Source organism: Maribacter sp. UH1 (assembly GCF_056839145.1).
Map to the genome: position 1 here is coordinate 3,421,580 of NZ_CM166387.1, position 17,379 is coordinate 3,438,958.

General features: G+C 34.0%; 15 protein-coding genes. All 15 read right to left on the reverse strand.

The window, feature by feature from the left end; translation table 11 throughout:
• The 15 genes from UH1x_RS14850 to UH1x_RS14920 all read right to left on the reverse strand — a co-directional run bounded on the left by UH1x_RS14850 (position 1) and on the right by UH1x_RS14920 (position 17,340).
• Positions 1–858 (reverse strand): hypothetical protein, encoded by an 858-nt coding sequence (locus UH1x_RS14850; protein WP_482622624.1) that lies wholly within the window; start codon positions 856–858, stop codon positions 1–3.
• A gap of 91 nt (positions 859–949) precedes the next feature.
• Entirely contained in the window at positions 950–1,579 is a 630-nt protein-coding gene (locus tag UH1x_RS14855) for a hypothetical protein (RefSeq protein ID WP_482622626.1), read from the reverse strand.
• A 9-nt stretch (positions 1,580–1,588) separates the two neighbouring features.
• Positions 1,589–2,032 carry a DUF1569 domain-containing protein gene (locus tag UH1x_RS14860; protein WP_482622628.1) on the reverse strand — a complete coding sequence of 148 codons (444 nt, stop codon included), beginning with the start codon at positions 2,030–2,032 and terminating at the stop codon, positions 1,589–1,591.
• Positions 2,033–2,132: 100 nt separating this feature from the next.
• Entirely contained in the window at positions 2,133–2,711 is a 579-nt protein-coding gene (locus tag UH1x_RS14865; protein ID WP_482622630.1) for a Crp/Fnr family transcriptional regulator, read from the reverse strand.
• Positions 2,712–2,829: 118 nt separating this feature from the next.
• A complete protein-coding gene (locus UH1x_RS14870; RefSeq protein ID WP_482622632.1) occupies positions 2,830–3,753 on the reverse strand; it encodes an NAD-dependent epimerase/dehydratase family protein in 924 nt (307 codons plus the stop codon).
• 8 nt (positions 3,754–3,761) lie between these two features.
• Positions 3,762–4,181, reverse strand: coding sequence for a DUF2147 domain-containing protein (locus UH1x_RS14875; protein WP_482622634.1), 420 nt, complete (start codon positions 4,179–4,181; stop codon positions 3,762–3,764).
• 140 nt (positions 4,182–4,321) lie between these two features.
• Positions 4,322–4,915, reverse strand: coding sequence for a GNAT family N-acetyltransferase (locus UH1x_RS14880; RefSeq protein WP_482622635.1), 594 nt, complete (start codon positions 4,913–4,915; stop codon positions 4,322–4,324).
• A gap of 172 nt (positions 4,916–5,087) precedes the next feature.
• Complete coding sequence (locus UH1x_RS14885; RefSeq protein ID WP_482622637.1) at positions 5,088–5,621, reverse strand: DUF4442 domain-containing protein; 534 nt, start codon at positions 5,619–5,621, stop codon at positions 5,088–5,090.
• Positions 5,622–5,665: 44 nt separating this feature from the next.
• Positions 5,666–6,427, reverse strand: a complete 762-nt coding sequence (locus UH1x_RS14890; protein WP_482622639.1) for a DUF4272 domain-containing protein — start codon at positions 6,425–6,427, stop codon at positions 5,666–5,668.
• A gap of 90 nt (positions 6,428–6,517) precedes the next feature.
• Positions 6,518–7,567: an ATP-grasp domain-containing protein gene (locus UH1x_RS14895; RefSeq protein WP_482622641.1), complete on the reverse strand. Its 1,050-nt coding sequence runs from the start codon at positions 7,565–7,567 to the stop codon at positions 6,518–6,520.
• A gap of 260 nt (positions 7,568–7,827) precedes the next feature.
• The gene (locus UH1x_RS14900; protein WP_482622643.1) at positions 7,828–8,823 is read right to left on the reverse strand and encodes a PorP/SprF family type IX secretion system membrane protein; all 996 of its coding nucleotides are present in this window, start codon (positions 8,821–8,823) and stop codon (positions 7,828–7,830) included.
• A gap of 5 nt (positions 8,824–8,828) precedes the next feature.
• Entirely contained in the window at positions 8,829–14,378 is a 5,550-nt protein-coding gene (locus UH1x_RS14905; protein WP_482622644.1) for a BspA family leucine-rich repeat surface protein, read from the reverse strand.
• A gap of 10 nt (positions 14,379–14,388) precedes the next feature.
• Entirely contained in the window at positions 14,389–14,784 is a 396-nt protein-coding gene (locus tag UH1x_RS14910; protein WP_299795859.1) for a hypothetical protein, read from the reverse strand.
• Between the two features lie 136 nt (positions 14,785–14,920).
• Entirely contained in the window at positions 14,921–15,652 is a 732-nt protein-coding gene (locus UH1x_RS14915) for a LytR/AlgR family response regulator transcription factor (protein ID WP_482622646.1), read from the reverse strand.
• Positions 15,649–17,340: a tetratricopeptide repeat-containing sensor histidine kinase gene (locus UH1x_RS14920; protein WP_482622647.1), complete on the reverse strand. Its 1,692-nt coding sequence runs from the start codon at positions 17,338–17,340 to the stop codon at positions 15,649–15,651. The genes UH1x_RS14915 and UH1x_RS14920 overlap by 4 nt, the downstream gene beginning before the upstream one ends.
• Positions 17,341–17,379 lie beyond the last annotated feature (39 nt).

Consider the following 17,379-nt stretch of genomic DNA (forward strand, 5'->3'; position numbering starts at 1 on the left):
CTATTCTTCGGAAAAATCGTTCTTCTTAAAATCAACATTTTTTGTTTCTAGGTAAGCCCATATTTCTGCCATATTTCCTGAGCTAGATAGTGCATTAAAATCAGGTTGAGAAAGGCAATAGGTGAGAAAGCCGTTTACGTTAGATTCTGGTATGTTAAAATGTTCTGCTATTGTTCGCTTTGAAAATTTATAAATAATTTCTTTTTCTAGATTCATATTTTCATCACGCTCCACCATTTCTTCTAATGATTTAGTTCTGCCAGAAACTTTGTTCATGATTTTATGGGTATTTACCTTAACACTCAACCCAAACCCAACATAACTCAAAATTTCATTTAACTTACCGTACTCATCCATTGTTTGGAGACTTACATATTTTCCTCTATCAGCTTCTTGTAGTAACCTTTCGCTTTGGGTCATTTTGGTGACATCTGCATTTTGTAGCCCTAAGGAATATGATGTTACTGTAGGTTTTATATGCAGCCTATCTATATCTCTGTCAATCTCACCGGTTAAATTATAGGGGGTAACTGTAACTTCGCTTAAATCAATAATATTATCAATAAGTTGTATGGCTATTAAGCTACTATTCATGTGAGATTCACTAATTACTATTTCTTTAGGTAGGTATTGCACTGCAGTAAAACGTACCGAGTCCTTTAACTTCACCTCAATAGAAAATAAACCAAGGGAATCTGTTATGGTAGATTTTCTGGAATTGAGATTAACGATTAATACGTTAGAGACATCATTTTTAGAACTTGAAAGCTTACCATTTAATAGAGTAGAATTGTCTTGACCAAACCCCAAAAAGGAGGCTAGTACTGCTATAAGTATGAATAGTAAATGTTTTGGCAATGGTTGTGTTTGTGCTAAAAATACTACGCCTTTATTTAAAAAATGAAAAGATTAAGTTAAAACAGGAATACTGATTATTAATGTTTTAGAATTATTTAAGATGTTTAATAAGCATGAAATGAGAGATAAAAACGATGGGCACTATACATGTCGGTAAAAAACAATATGGAAATTGAAAAAGAGCCATATTTGGTTGCTCAAATGCAAATTGCTGAATTGGTAAAGGGGAAGATAATATGGCTATAATTACAATAAAAGATAAAAACAGCAGCCCAATATAATTCCAAACTATGAAAGATTTACGTGCCAACACTTTGTTTGTCACAAGTTCATATATTAAAATAATACCTGCAGATATCCCGATTATTACATCAAAATTCCAACCTGAGAATGTCATAATTTCAGGAATCATACTTTCTATGTAAAGTGCATAAAGACATAATTCTACAGGGATTCTTATAATGTGGATTCCTATCAAAAAATTTCTTTTCAATTTGCTGACGGCAATCATCCTAAAACACAAAATAGATAATAGAATAGTACCGATGATTGCCAATGGGAATAATATGGGCTTTTCTTTAAACACTTCAAAGTAGGACAGAAGTCCTATTACTAACTGCCATCCAATAAAAATAGATAACATTTTTAGGTTTTTTCCTGTTCCAATATAAAACAAGAATAAGGTCAGAAGTGTAATAAATAAAAATACGGCTTCTAGCATAACATTTAATTATCTATTAAATTGAAGTAAGTGATGATCGGTATGTTTATAAACAAATATGCCAATTTCGTCGTTGGTCATTTTTCCAAAAAACGGATGAATGAAGTTTGTTTTTGAATAACCGTTATAGTCTTTTAGTAAACTAATCCACTTTTGCTTTTCGCTATCAAAATCTCCTGATCCAGATATTTTTAATTCAGGATGAGTAGGCTGGTTTTTCTTCATTGGAAGTTCATTTATTATAATTCCTTTTAATGCCATTCTGCCAAATAACTTGCCAATGAAGAGTCTTTTATATTGCTTTTTACCTTGAAACATTTCTTCGCCTAACGTGCAATGTTTTAGCATTTGATATGCGTCCATCTTACCCCATTTTGCACTGTCAGATTCTTTCAGGTTCTGAATTCTTTCAATCAGTTCGCTATTAGTGTTCTTGTCGAATATTGTTTTCATAAAGTGGTTTTATTTTTTGCCATTTTGAACAGCTGTGGTTATAAAGACAAATATATATGCCACTTTTCACTAAAAAATTGCCCTATGGCAAAAACGGACTTTACGATGCTATTTCTTTGCGAATGCGACTTAACGAATACTTAGTAATGCCTAAATATGTGGCAATATGCTGTAGCGAAACGTTTTTAATAACGTGTGGTTTCTCTTGTAGTAATCGTAGATAGCGTTCTTTTGCTTCATCTGCTATAAATGATACACGCTGATTTTTAAGTGCAAAATAACTACCCACCAATTTTTTACGCCCTTGCTCCCTAAAAGGTTCAATGCTATGAAATAGTTGTTGAAATGTATCAAAGTCTAATTGCCAGCAAACAACGTCAGTTAAGGCTTGAATATTTTCTCTCGTAGGGTTGCGAAGAAAAAAGGAAGACCAATCTATTGCGATTTCGCCTTGCCCATAAAAATCTGTAGTAATATCGTTGCCTTTGGTGTCATTAACAAACGAACGCGCAAAACCGCTTTCTATAAACCAGTAGTGGTTTTCAGTTTTACCTTCTTTTAAGAGATAGTCGTTTTTACGAAAACTTACCTTTTTGAATTTTGGAATAATTAATTCCAGTTCTTTTTCTGAAAAAGTAGTAGGGGAGAATATTTTTTTTAGGAAGTGTTGGTCTTGCATTTTAAATGGTGGTTTTTAAAATAAATTAATGCTGACTAATTTATTTCTAAACTACTTATAATTTGCTTCTGACTAATTACTTACCTCATATTATTTTGTTGGCTTTCAGTTTAAAATGCTATTGCCCATTCTTAATTTGCTCAATACCTTCTTGATATCTGGTAACCAAAAACTCTGGAAATCTGTTTTTAAACTTGGTAGAAACGAAAATGTTATCATGCTTGTACCTTGGTAACAATTCTTGCAACTCTTTCATCTGTGACTTAAAAATACCACCTATTTTAAAAGCAATTTTAGGTACAATTGTATATGAAAATTGTTTGCCGTAAATCTTTGAGCTCAACGCTATAAGCTGCTCATAGGTTAATCGGTCATCATCGCAGGGTAGGTGCCAAGTTTGATTAAAGGCGTTGGGCGTGTTGCCTATTAAAGCCATTGCCTTACTGGCATCTGGTGTCCATATTAGTGTTCTTAGGTTAGCGTCGCTAATAAATACTTTTAATTTTTTGCCTTGTTTTATATTGTCGAAAATGATGGCGTTGGTGATGCTCTGCGTTTTGCCAGGACCATAAAATTCTGGAGCTCTACAGATAACTGCTTCTAAATTATTTGCAGCCATTTCATCTAAAAGCATGGTAGTAATTTCTGCTCTTACTTTTCCTTTTGGTCCCACTGGTGCAAATTTGCTCTCTTCGGTTAATGGAGTTTCATTTTGGGCATACATGTAGGTGTTATCAAAGAACACCAATTTGGTATGGTGCTTTTTACAGGCATCGATAACATTGCGCATCATTATTGGAAATTGGTCTACCCACATTTTGGTATTCATGGGTAGACCAACTGTTAAATATGCAATTTCACTTCCTTTTACAGCTTCTTCGGTTTTTTGCTTGTCTAATAAATTAGCGGAAAAAAGCGTGTCGGTTTCGTTTACTTTCTTCGGATTTCGACTTACGAGCCTAATGTTAGAAGTGTACTTTTTCTTTAGCTCTTTCGCTAACTCTATTGCAATTTGACCGTTTGCCCCAAGTATGGTTTGCATTTAATTATTTATTGCTTTCTGATCCAGTATTGGGTTCTTCCTAAAAGAGAAAATCCTAAATAACCTCTCACTTTCAGTTTGTTAGGTTCTTCCAATTCTAAGTAACACTTATATTCTTTACCGTTTTCTGGGTCTAGAATTGTACCGTCATTATATTCATCGCCGTCTTTTTTAATGTCTTCGATGATAACTAAACCTCTTATTTTTTGACCTTTTTTAGCCCCTTTACAGTTGTCGCAAACTTTGTCTGCATCACTTTTATAGCTATTGACTATTTTGGCGAAATACGTATCATTGGTTTTGTAGATTTCAATAAGTGCTTTTTTCTCGTTTGTCTCATCATCATAAGTTTCCCATTGGCCGGTAATAGTTTGTCCGAAGCTAGTGAAGCTCATTATCATTAGTAAAAGTGCAAATAAATTTTTCATGTTTTTGTGCTATTTTTTTGTTCAATCTAAGTTTTCTATGTTCAGTTTTAGTTTAAACTGCCAATAACAAAGATGAGAAAAAATATAGATAATCTATCTATGTATACTATTTGACGAAGCTATTTTTTAGATTTTAAATGCTATAAAAATTTAGAAAATCGTTCTACTTTAATTGCTTTCCAATTTTCTTTTATGATACTGTAATAAACGTCATTTCTACTACTACCATTTGGTGCAATATAATTGTTTCTGAAAATACCTTCTTTTGTAGCACCTAGTTTTTCAACAGCTTTTTGTGATCTTTTATTTTCCTCGTCTACGCTGAACTGTATTCTTCTAAAACCAATATTTTCAAATCCGAATTTAAGCAGTTCAAATTTACAGGCTTTGTTAAGTCCCGTGCCTTGAAACTCTTTTCCGTACCAGGTCCAACCAATTTCACATTTCTCACTTCTACTATTTATATACCCGTATCTAGTGCTGCCTGCAATCTGGTTTGTCTTTTTATCAATGATAAGAAAGGGATAGCTAATTCCGTTTTTCTTGTCTCTTAAAGTAGTTGCGACATAATTATTAAAATCGTTTTCGGTTTTCATGTGCATTCCCATGTATTCCCAAATATCATCTTCAAAAATTATTTCTTTAAGCTCATTATATCGATGGTGGTTAAAGGGAAGAAGAAGCACCCGTTCATTTTCAAGTTGTATATCTGTATGTAGAAGATTAACGTTCATTTATTTTAAAGTTTTTGAAAACTTTAAATATAAAATATGTGGAATAATGAAAGAATTTTGTTTGATTTTGTAATTTATTTAAGTGGTATTGTAAGAAAGTGAAAAACGATTTAGTCTAATTAGGAATAGCCTTTTGAAGTGATTTTTTACAAGTAAAGCTAACAACTCACAACTAAACACTAACCACTTGTTTTTTCTTACGCTTCTCTTTAAAATACGCTTTGTTAGCTATGTAAATTGTTTTTCTAACCTCACAAAACACTTGGGTTTTTTCTTTATTGGTGAGCTGCGTGGTTTTAATAACATCAACTTCTTTCTTTTCGGCTACCTGAGCTTTAATTTCTGCAAGCTCATCTTCAGAAAAATTAAAGTCTGCATATAGATTTTCTTTTGCCGGTTTTTTGAAGAATATTTCAGCAGATTTATCCCAAACAACATAGTCGTTGCCCATAATGCTTAAAAGCTGAATCATAGGTATAGGATCTACGGCAGAGAATAGACTACCACCAAAAATGGAATTGACGTAATTTTTGTTTTTATAAGATAGCGGTAATTTAATTCTAACGTGTAATAAATCTTCTGATACCTCAATTATTTTGGCAGTACTTCTTTTGTACATGGGTGATAGATTAAAACCATATTTAAAAATGGTATTCTTCTTAAACACTTTTGATGCTACTGCTTCAACTTTTTGATAAAGAGACATATTTGTTAGTAGTTTACTAATTATATTTTAGGGTAAAAGTACTATTAAGTACTTAAATCTGTGTCTTCCCAACTGGTATCTTTAGAAACTATATACGTTAATGAATGTCTTCTTTCATGAATTACACCACCATTGCCCATAGGGTCAAAACCAGAAGGAACCGTATCACTACCTAATTGAGCACTTCTAACTGCGTTATGCAAACAGTAGAACAAGTCTTCCTTTTGCATCAAATCGTCTTTTGAGACTATTTCCTTATCCTTTATCCACTCTGCTATACTGCCATCTAATTTACATGTATAATTACTTAAAATGTCCTGCATTTGGTCGCCTGACATCATTTCTCCTGTTATTTCAGGTTCCATATAGCCAAAATACCAAGCCAAAGGCCATGCGTTTTCAAATTTCCAACCTATAGCGTTTCTTGCTTGTTCATCATCTCGTGATAACGTTAAGATTGATTTTTCTTCTGCAGTCATGAAATCTTCAAGATTATTATTATCAATAAAACTTAAGATGTGTTTTTTTGGTAAATTTTCTTCAGGTACCATTAACCATAGTACCAATGCTTTTATGGCATGTAGTCTATTTGCTATTTCTATAGCAGGTCTTAATTGTCTGCCTAGTTCTGTTGGTAGCGAGATGGTAGGTTCAAAGCCGGCATTGAAACAAATATCCAGATTTTCTCTTCTTAAATCCGTCATCCAAGAAATGTCATCATAAGATTTTGAAATTGGTTTGTTTTCGGTTTCTTTTTTTGGTTCTTCATTATCTTTTGAACCGAATAACTTTTTAAATATGCCCATTGCGTTGATGTTATTATCGTTTAGGTTTTTAACGTTTTTGCATATGCTTTGTTGTATTAATTTAGGCACAACTAAACTAAAATGATGAATTTAGACAATCCACGATTGTCTTATCATGTTTTTTAGAAGTTCAAAATAACTCCAGCCTATTTTTCTTGCGGAGAGTAGTGTTAAACTATCTTGATTTTGTCTTTGTGGTCTAGAAGGCCCTGTCATGTTAGGTTTCATATTTAAATCGAATAAATAATACTTTCCATTTTCATCTGCACGGCAGTCTATACGAATAGGTGCATTTATTTGTAGCAGTTCCCCAGCTTTTTGGCAATGGCTATATACTTCTGAAATTTCTTTAGATTTCAGTTCGGCATCATTCAATACCAAACTATTATTTATGACGGCTATATTACCGTTGTATGGAGCTATACCATCTTTATGGTTAAATCTTTTTACTGCAGGTAGGCACCAAGGGGTTTCGTGTTTTGTTTCGTTATGGTTAATTACATATGTGCCTCTAGGCATTACGGTAATTGTTATTTCTTGACCATTTAAATATTGCTCTAGAAGTACGATGTCTCCATATTCTTTATCAGAGAATATATTTCTAAGGCTGTTGTCTAATTCTTTTTGATTTTTCACCAATGTTACTCCTTGACTTCCACGACCTCTTATGGGTTTAACGACCAAAGGGAAACTTAAACTTAATTTGTATTCGGTAAGGTCTTTTGAGGTGATTAATTGTGATTTAGGAACCGGAATTTGATTTTTTCGTAATAATTCGTTCGTAAAATATTTATCATCATAAATGTCCACTTTTTCAGGTAATTGCCCTATAAATTGAAGTTTTTTGTTAAAAAAGTGCTCAATTTCATGCTTTTTATATAAAACGGTATTTAACCAAAATGTGTCTGCTCCTTTACTAATGGCATGTTCAATCCCCTCTTTTGTATCTGGAAAGACCCAATCTAAATCAATGTTAATATCAGGATTTTCAATTGGTGTAATTATGTGAATGCCATTTTTTTTCAATTCATAAGCTATGTCCGCTCCACTATCTGAATACCCACCAGGTTTCATTGGTTTCTGAATTCCATTTTTAATAGGTGGGAGTTTTGCCTGATATAAAATTGCTATTTTATTCATGATATTTATTTTAGGTTGAACTGTTAATCTGGTACAATAAATATAAGTATTTGAAGAGTTAATGCCTGTTTAAAAGAATTAAAGTGGAGTGACATTAACTTTTCCTTACCTATTCATCTATACTTTCTAGATTAAAATAATTCTCTTGGACAAAGTCAAACTTATTCTTTCTTAGAAATGGGCTACCATATAAATGAATAGAAGATGAGGAGTAGGGTGGAGGAGTTATTAAAATGATATATGCTTCTCTTAATACTCTTCTAGTTATTAGTCTTATACAAAAAGCTATTATATCTAGAGTTGTAACCACGGTTAGAGCGTCTATTTGAGAACAGATTAACACCTAACGTAATTTGATGAAATCCTCCATTACCTGTAACCAATCCTCCAAATTCACTTGAGTAGGTATATGATATTAAAAATCGGTCAAATTCAATACCAGCTATGGGGGTAATTAGATTGAAATTTTTTACTTCATTTTTTTCTAGGCTACGTCTGTAGGATAGTGCAAACCATGCTCTTGCAGTGTCACCAAAAGTTTGATACACTTTGGCGTTTATGTCCAATAAACTTTCGCCCGTATTTTCTACATATTGAAACATTGCCGATGGCTCAAATTGTAGATTTTGTCCGCGACCAAAAAAATAGCCAACATTTAAAAGGTATCTTCTAAGATTCAATGACTTAAATTCCGAGTTTACTACTTCTCGCGTATTGAGTAAAATATTTTTGGCAGTGAGATAAATAAAACCATCTAATTTGTGATAGGCAAAGCTTAAATCGCCATTGAAATAGGCTTCAGACCGTATTACCTGCGCAACAATAGGATCAAAATCAACAAAAGTTCGTTGATCTAAATTATTTAGAACATAAGAAGCTGCTAGACCAAAAGATAGTTGGTCTAATGCCTCATAACTTCCAAAATTTAAATGATAGGCATAAGCCCCTTGAAATCCGACCTGAGAATGAAATCCGTTTTTATCATTAAAAATTAATCCGCCTAAAGCAGTGTTATTTCCTATACCGCCATGCATACTTATTGTTTGCAGTGCAGGTGAACCACTAACTCCGTTCCATTGTTGACGATGTGTTAGTCTTACTTTTGCGCTATTGCCAATACCAGCGGCACTTGGGTGTACCATAAAAATATTATCTGACAAGTAATCTGAGTATACGGGTAATGTGCCTTGTGCTCCTAAAAATTGAGTTAAGAACATACTTATACCTGCTAATAAAAGATAAATTGATTTTTGCATCGTTATTATCTTTTTATTAAACTAAAATGTCCTCTTTCTTGTGCTCCTGAATCATGTACAATGACGTACCAATAATCATCTTCGGGCATTGATTTACCTTTGTAAGTACCATCCCAACCTTTTGACTCAGGTCTAATCTTTTTAAGAATTTTTCCAAATCTATCCAGTACATATATGTAGTCAATAGTATTATCTACATCTTCAATATTCCAAGTATCATGGTAGCCGTCATTGTTTGGTGTAAAGAATGGTGAAATACCTTCAGTGATAATTTCTTCTTCTTGTTCTTCCTCTTCTTCATTAATTTCTTCTGTGGTAAATTCATTAGCAGAACATAATTCTGACTCTCCTGTATTTGTTATGGCAAAAACAGAAACAAAATATGTGCTATTTTCTTCTAAGGCATTAGTTACAGTATATGCTAAGACATTTTCTACTACGGTTTCTTCAATTTCTGTTCCTCCTAAACTAGTTCCAATAATTACTCTATAGCTTATTGCTTCATTAGTCGCCTGCCATTTAACGGTCGGGTTTATAGAAATATCTGTACTGGCATCAGCAGGGTAAGATACTATAGGAGCTTCCGTTCCTGATACTTCCCATGAACATGTAGTTGGGTTGAAAGTTGCCGTTTGACCACAACTTGTAGTTGGTTTTTCTGATTGACTTCCTGTTACGTCCCAAGAACATGTTATTGAATTAAACGTTACTGTTTGACCACATGATGCCGGTGGTTCAGGTTCTTGCGTTCCAGTTACCTCCCATGAGCATGTTGTATTATTAAAAGTCGCTGTCTCCCAGCATTCAGTTTCAGGTTCTGGGTCAGCTGTGCCAGTAACATCCCAAGAACACGTTGTAGAATTAAACGTTACTGTTTGACCACATGATGCCGGTGGTTCAGGTTCTTGCGTTCCAGTTACCTCCCATGAGCATGTTGTATTATTAAAAGTCGCTACCTCCCAGCATTCAGTTTCAGGTTCTGGGTCAGCTGTGCCAGTAACATCCCAAGAACACGTTGTAGAATTAAACGTTACTGTTTGACCACATGATGCTGTTGGTTCCGGGTCTTGAGTTCCAGTTACTTCCCAAGAGCAAGTTGTATTATTAAAAGTAGCCGTTTCCCAACATTCCGTAGGGGGTTCTGGGTCTTGTGTTCCAGTTACTTCCCATGAGCATGTTGCAGTATTAAAAGTCGATGTCTCCCAACATTCTGTAGTGGGTTCTGGGTCTCGTGTTCCAGTTACCTCCCATGAGCATGTTGTATTATTAAAAGTCGCTGTCTCCCAGCATTCAGTTACTGGTTCTGGGTCAGCTGTGCCAGTAACATCCCAAGAACACGTTGTAGAATTGAAAGTTACTGTTTGACCACATGATGCTGTTGGTTCCGGGTCTTGAGTTCCAGTTACTTCCCAAGAGCAAGTTGTATTATTAAAAGTAGCCGTTTCCCAACATTCCGTAGGGGGTTCTGGGTCTTGTGTTCCAGTTACTTCCCATGAGCATGTTGCAGTATTAAAAGTAGATGTCTCCCAACATTCTGTAGTAGGTTCTGGATCTTGTGTTCCGGTTACGTCCCATGAGCACGTTGTATTATTAAAATTCGCTGTCTCCCAACATTCTGTAGTGGGTTCTGCGTCTTGAGTTCCAGTTACTTCCCATGAGCATGTTGTATTATTAAAAGTTGCCGTTTCCCAACATTCTGTAGTAGGTTCTGGATCTTGTGTTCCAGTTACTTCCCATGAGCATGTTGCAGAATTAAAAGTAGATGTCTCCCAACATTCTGTAGTTGGTTCTAGGTCTGCTGTTCCCGTAACATCCCAAGAACACGTTGTTGAATTAAACGTTACTGTTTGCCCGCATGCTGCTGTAGGTTCTTCTGGTTGTGTTCCAGTTACGTCCCATGAACAAGTTGTATTATTAAAAGTTGCGGTTTCCCAACATTCTGTAGTGGGTTCTAACGGTTGTGTTCCTTGGTTTTCCCAAGTACAAGAGGTGTTATTAAACTGATAATCATCCCAACAATTAACATTAGTAGGTTTATCTAAATTTACATAAGTTGCACCTGAGCATTCTTCACCATTGTTAATTGCAATAGCATCTATTTCATTCCAACCCGGCACCGCTGGGCTATCTAGTTCTATTCTTACTTCAGATACATCAAATATTGTTTGTGGAAATTCAATTTTTAAAATTCTTGAACATGTTATATGAACAGGTGTTGCCGTATATACTGATTCCCATTGATTTGTGTTAGGATTTTTTACTAGCACATTGTCTATTGATCCTCCGTTGTATGTTTCAAAGATGTGTATCGCACTTATTGGAGCGGGATTATCAAATCGTAATTCTATCCATTCTCTTTGACCGTCTGTGGTTTGAGGTGCCCATGTACCGATTAAATCTCCATAATTTGGAAAAATATTAAATGGTCCTAAAGCTTGATTAGCAGACCATGAAGTTGTATTAAATTCACTGCTAAAACCTATTACTTCTGCAGCATAATTACATACCTGTGATGCATTCGCTGTTGTCGTAAACTCGATTACCGCACAAGAAGTAGATTCAACAGTATTATTTATAGCAAAAACAGAAACATAATAGGTTGTGTTCTCTAACAAATCGTTTGAAGGTGTATAATTTAATACATTACCTAAATTTTCATTCACTATATCCGTACCGCCAGAACTTGTGCCTACGGTTACTCTATAACCAGTTGCTCCTGTTGAAGCATTCCATGTAATAGTCGGACTAATAGATACACCAGTTGCTGTATTAAATGGTGCATTTACTTCTGGACAATTAGGAGCTGTGACGGCACATTCTTTACCTCCATCAGTAATTATCCAGCTATCCGTTACTGTCATGATATTTCTTGCAGCTTCTCCATCGCAATATTTACTATTACCTCCAGAAAATGGTATACCAGGTTTTAAGCTTTGTGAATTCCATCCGTTTAACAATGCATCGTAATTAGCTGTAGATAATGTTACAGACTGAAACATATTTTCAGCATTCTCAAGACTAGTAACATTCCAGTTTCCAATATTTTGATCAAAAGACGTAGCACCAGAAAACATAAGTTCCATATTATCTACGCTTCCTGTATTCCACCCTCCTATATTTTCATTAAAAGCTATAGCATCAGTGAACATTCGCCACATATCAGTAACTTTTGATGTATCCCAACCTCCGATATCTTGGTTAAAATTATCCGTGCTTGAAAACATATTGGACATGTCTGTTACGGCAGAAGTATCCCAATTGGTAATATTGCCATTAAAGGCTTTAGCAGATCGGAACATATTTCTCATGTCAGTAACTTGAAATACTTTCGGTCCCCAATCTTCTAGATTTTGATTAAAAACGGTGCAACTTTGAAACATCCACCCCATGTCTGTTGCTCTAGAAACATCCCAACCTCCGATATCTTGATTAAAAGCAAAACAGCGATAAAACATCGAATTCATGTTCTCTACATTAGAAACATCCCAATCTCCTATATCGTGATTAAAAACAAGACAACTTTGAAACATAGAGGCAGTACTTTCAACAATAGATAAATCTGGTTTATCTGTAAAATTCCCTTCTAAATTTATACAACCGTTGAATGCACTTTGCATACTAGTCCAAACTTGATTACCCCACTGGTCAATGGAAATAATCTTTTCTTTATCTAATCCGTTATTAAAAAATATTCTTGGAAAATCGCCTTGTATTCTTATAGTATAGGTTCCTGGAGTACCAAAATCATGGGTTACATTGCCTGTTAACCCTAGATCATCAAAAACACCATCATTATCCCAATCTACATCGTAGTCATAACCAGTACCTGTAGTAGGTATGGTTATAGAAGTCGTATTTGATGTGCCTGGGTTATCGGTTTTCCATGTGGTTACGAAGTCGTCTAAGGGGTTTGACCCAACTGTAATGTTTATGGTTACTTCATTTCTTTCAATCGTTAAATCAGTAACGATATCACTGGTTACTTCACAATGATAAACACCTGTATCTGTAGTTTGTAAATTGGTTAGAGTTAACGTAGCATTTGTAGCTCCCGATATTGGTGAATTATCTTTAAACCATTGATACTTATTTTGGGTACCACTACAATTGGTTGTGATGGTAGTGTTGTCGCCAGCGTTTAAGTCTCTTGTTTCAACGGCATCGACTTTTGCCTGAGGAGAGTCTCTAAATATAGATAGATTGGTATCGTACCAAGTGAATTGGGTTTCAAAATCTCCAAATTCAAATAGGTTGTTCGAGAATGTAAAACTACTAAATTGAGGGGATGATGTGAAATCTGGAATAGTCCCTGATAATTGATTGTCCCCTAGATTTAGAGTTTCTAGCGTTGCAACATTCCCTATTTCCGTCGGTATTTGACCTGTAAGTTGATTTTCGCTTAGAGTTAAGGTCGTTAGTTTAGCAAAGTTACCAAATGCAGTCGGTATGGTACCGCTTAGTTGATTACCACCTAGAGAAAGGTGAAAGAGTTCTGGTAAATTAGATAATTCTGGAGGTATCGTTCCGGTAAGTGAATTATTACTAAGGTTTATTTGTCTCACGTTAATCATTCCTTCTAATTCAGAAGGAATACTACCTGATAATTGGTTATCATATAGTGCAAGGTAGGTTAGACTAGTTAGGTTGCCGAATGTTATAGGAATCGCACCTGTAAGTAAATTGTTTTGTAAGTTAAGTGTTTTAAGACTAGACAGAGAACCCATCTGGGATGGTAAAACACCTGAAAACAAGTTATCATATGCCGAAAAAGAAATTAATTGGGTAAGATTGCCTATTGAAGAAGGAATACTTCCTGATAATTGATTTGTACGGATAGAAATAGACTCGAGGTTTACTAAATTGCCAATATTAGAAGGAAGAGCGCCGGTAAACCCATTTCTGTCTAGGTATAAAGATTTTAATTGGATTAATTGCGTAAGTTCGTTTGGTATTGCACCACTTAAATCATTATTGACAAAACTTAAGGTTGTTAAGTTGATTAGATTCCCTATTTCTGTAGGGATAATACCTGTTATATCTCTGTTTTGGTCTATATTTAATTTTTTTAAATTTATTAGATTTCCCAAGGTAGTAGGCAAGGTTCCACTCAATTTATTAGAGCCTAATTCTAATTCTTCTAACGCCAGTAGATTTCCTATTTGGGTAGGTATTGTAGTTCCTGTTAAATCGGCATATTCTATTTCTAAAGTCTTTAAAAAAGGAAAATCACCAATTTCAGGAGGCAAACTTCCTGATAAATTGTTTTGGTCGTTGAACTGACTTAAATACATCCTTTCTATATGACCATCAACCACATCGATACCATACCATGCATCTGTCACAGGCTGAGTGAAATCCCAATTATCGGAAGTGTCTGCATCGTTCTGACTATTCCAGTTTGGTCCGTCTAAAGAATTATAAACCGCTTCTAAGGCTATTTTCTCTGCGGGTGTTACTTGGCTAAAGGAAAATGACACAATGAAAAAAAAGAGCAATAATAGATATTGTCTCCCTATTGGTTTCTTAGCGGCTAAACTAGTGGCTATTTTAAACATATTGTGGGTGTTATAATCTTAGGTTGACAAAAGCAGCGATTTCTCGTTGATCTTTTATAGATATGGCAACAGAATCTAGTATTACTTTTTTATTCGGATTCTTTAATTTTATGTATCCGTTTAAGGCACGGCTATCTATATGTATTTTATTGATATTGGCAAAAGGGTAGAAGGGTTGGTCCTTTAAACCAAGTAGCGTGATGCCTTCGTCATTCAATTCTAAAATAGGGGTTATCGGTTTTTTGTTAATACCAATGATTTTAGAAATAGAAATACTTAAGATTAAAATTGCTTGCCAGGCGAAATACTCTATTAACAGCCAACCAAAAATTAGTATAGCTACACCCATGGCAAAAAGAAAATACCATAGTATTAAATTCTCTTTCTTAAAATAGATTTTGGTCATTGTTAGGTTGGTCAAAGCCTAAGCGGCTTTTGTTGGTTTTGGTACCTAAATAACAAGAAATAGCTTAAAAAAGTGCTTTGGCGTCAACCCGATTGATAAGTGTCGTATCTTAATTGATATTCGCTGCTTTTAAAGCTTATCCGTTTGACAGTATGGCTTTTATTTCAGACTTTCGCCTTGCAGAAATAGCAACGGTTTCGTTGTTTTTTAAAAGAATAGTATCGTTTTCAAGACTAAGAATATGTCCTTTGTTTACTAGATATGATTGATGAGTTCTTATAAAAATATCTTCAGGTAGTAATTCTTGATAATGCTTCAGATTTTTAGAAACTAGTATAGTCTCATTTTCTGTGACTACTTTTGTATAAGACCCATCAGATTGGCAATAAAGAATAGCATCAACTTCTAAAAGATACATTTTTTTTGCTGTTTTAAGAGCAATTTTTTGAATAGTAGATTCTCTGTTTTCTTTTAAGTTTTTTAATTGGGTTTTAGTTTCTTTCTCTACATATACCATAGATTCTACCCGTTTTAAAGTGTTTTTCAACTCTTCTGGTGCAATGGGTTTAAGTATGTAGTCAAAAGCATTATACTTAAATGCACGTATGGCAAATTCATTAAAAGCAGTAATGAAAACAAGTTTAAAATGTATTTGAGGCAATTGCTCCAACAAATTAAAACCGCTGCCATCTTCAAGCTCAATATCTAGAAAAACCAAGTCTGGTTTACAATTGTTAAGCATGTCTTTTGCACCAGAAATTGATGCAGCTTCACCTACTACAACATATGAGCTGGAAATTAATTTCAGCATTTTTTTAATCAATTCCCTAACATTGATTTCATCATCTATGATTGCAATTTTAATCATTGGTGTAGGTTTAAGAAGATAGATACTTTGGTTCCCTTATTATTTTCTAAGGCTTGTATAGAAAACTTTTTCTCCTCTCCTAAGCCTCTTAATCTTAATCGCTTTATAAATATATCAATAGCGTGTTCACGATTGTCACTGACTTTTTCTTTGTTATAGCCAACACCATTATCTATAATTTCTATATGAATATATTTGCCTTGCTCTGTAATGTTTATTTGAAGTAGCCCTTTTTCATTTTTAGGTTTTAGACCATGCTCAATTGAATTTTCAATAAAAGGTTGTAATAACATTGGCGGTAATTTTATCATTGAAACTTCAATGTCATCAGCTAAGTTTATTTCGTAGTTAAACTTATTTTCAAAGCGTAGCTGCTGCGTTTCTATATAGTTCTTTAAAATGTCAAGGTCTTCTTCTAAGGTAATTTGCTTTTTATTCACTACATCAAAATTCTGTCTAACCAACTTGGCAAAACGTGTAAGGTAGGTACTTGACTTTATGGGGTCTTCATCAAAAAACGTTTTCTGAATTGCTGTAAGCGCATTAAAAACAAAATGTGGATTCATTTGTGTTCTTAGTATCTTTTGTTCTAGTTCTAATTTCTGCTGTTTTAATTCTAATCTAGAATTTCTGTTCTTTTGAAAAACATACAAACCAAAGGCGAGTAAAAAGCTCAAAATTGCGCCTAAAATAATCTTGTTCTTTTTATTTAGTTCTAACTCTTTTTTTAAGTTCTCTTGTTCAATGAATTGTTCATTTTTTCTATTGATCAATTTCATTTTCTCCTCACTTTCGTAAGAATTGAGCAATTGAGTGACGGAGTCTTTTTTTCTAATGAATTCTGGGATGCTTTTAAAATCTTCATCTTTTACAGCAGCTTCTATAAGCACTTCATAAATTTCTTGCTGTATAACATAGTGCTCTGTTTGTTCTTCAATGCCCAATGCTTCCTTGTAGATGGAAATACATTTTTTAGGGTCATTTTGTATTAAATGAACATAACCTAAATTTCTTAGGGCATTTGTATTTAATCTATCTACTTCCTTATTAAGTGCAATAGCTTTTTTATAATACCTAATTGCTTCATCAAAATTTTCTGTTTGTTCTAATATGAAGCCTAAATTGTTATATGAAGCAGACAAAGTCTCTTTGTCATCTAGGGCTATCTGAAGGTCAATAGCTTTTTTTACATGAACTATAGAAGAATCATAATCTCCCGCTAAAAAAGATAGATGTCCTAAAGAGTTCAATGTTTTAGCTTCCCCTTTCTTGTCGCCGATTTCACGAAAAAAATTATAAGCAGTATTGGTATATATAGCAGCGGTATCTTGCTTAGAAAGCATAGCATATGAATCGCCCAATAACATATTTGTCTTGGCTAAATATTCTTTGTTAGATTCTTTATGGAATAAGTACAGTGCTTCATTTAAACTGCCTATTGCCTCAACGTCTTTTTCTAGCGTTGCTAATAACCTACCTTTTTCATGAAACAAAATAGCCCTTCTTTCATCTGATAAGTTTTCATATTTAATTAGGCTATCAATTTTCTGTAAGGATGGTCTTAAGTTTGTATTTGTTATGAAATCTAAAAATTCACTATCCGTTAAAGTATTATTTTGCCTACTTTTTTTGCAACAGGTAAACGAAACAATTATTAATAGAAGAATAAAGAATTTAGTTTGTTTCATTTTTTTATAACCTGTGCACATTAATAAAAATTTAGATTT

What these genes read in the sequence shown, in the direction of transcription:
- UH1x_RS14855 (WP_482622626.1), bottom strand. Translation starts at nt 1,579, where the DNA reads ATGCTAGAAGCCGTATTTTTATTTATTACACTTCTGACCTTATTCTTG.
- UH1x_RS14860 (WP_482622628.1), bottom strand. Translation starts at nt 2,032, where the DNA reads ATGAAAACAATATTCGACAAGAACACTAATAGCGAACTGATTGAAAGA.
- UH1x_RS14865 (WP_482622630.1), bottom strand. Translation starts at nt 2,711, where the DNA reads ATGCAAGACCAACACTTCCTAAAAAAAATATTCTCCCCTACTACTTTT.
- UH1x_RS14870 (WP_482622632.1), bottom strand. Translation starts at nt 3,753, where the DNA reads ATGCAAACCATACTTGGGGCAAACGGTCAAATTGCAATAGAGTTAGCG.
- UH1x_RS14875 (WP_482622634.1), bottom strand. Translation starts at nt 4,181, where the DNA reads ATGAAAAATTTATTTGCACTTTTACTAATGATAATGAGCTTCACTAGC.
- UH1x_RS14880 (WP_482622635.1), bottom strand. Translation starts at nt 4,915, where the DNA reads ATGAACGTTAATCTTCTACATACAGATATACAACTTGAAAATGAACGG.
- UH1x_RS14885 (WP_482622637.1), bottom strand. Translation starts at nt 5,621, where the DNA reads ATGTCTCTTTATCAAAAAGTTGAAGCAGTAGCATCAAAAGTGTTTAAG.
- UH1x_RS14890 (WP_482622639.1), bottom strand. Translation starts at nt 6,427, where the DNA reads ATGGGCATATTTAAAAAGTTATTCGGTTCAAAAGATAATGAAGAACCA.
- UH1x_RS14895 (WP_482622641.1), bottom strand. Translation starts at nt 7,567, where the DNA reads ATGAATAAAATAGCAATTTTATATCAGGCAAAACTCCCACCTATTAAA.
- UH1x_RS14900 (WP_482622643.1), bottom strand. Translation starts at nt 8,823, where the DNA reads ATGCAAAAATCAATTTATCTTTTATTAGCAGGTATAAGTATGTTCTTA.
- UH1x_RS14905 (WP_482622644.1), bottom strand. Translation starts at nt 14,378, where the DNA reads ATGTTTAAAATAGCCACTAGTTTAGCCGCTAAGAAACCAATAGGGAGA.
- UH1x_RS14910 (WP_299795859.1), bottom strand. Translation starts at nt 14,784, where the DNA reads ATGACCAAAATCTATTTTAAGAAAGAGAATTTAATACTATGGTATTTT.
- UH1x_RS14915 (WP_482622646.1), bottom strand. Translation starts at nt 15,652, where the DNA reads ATGATTAAAATTGCAATCATAGATGATGAAATCAATGTTAGGGAATTG.
- UH1x_RS14920 (WP_482622647.1), bottom strand. Translation starts at nt 17,340, where the DNA reads ATGAAACAAACTAAATTCTTTATTCTTCTATTAATAATTGTTTCGTTT.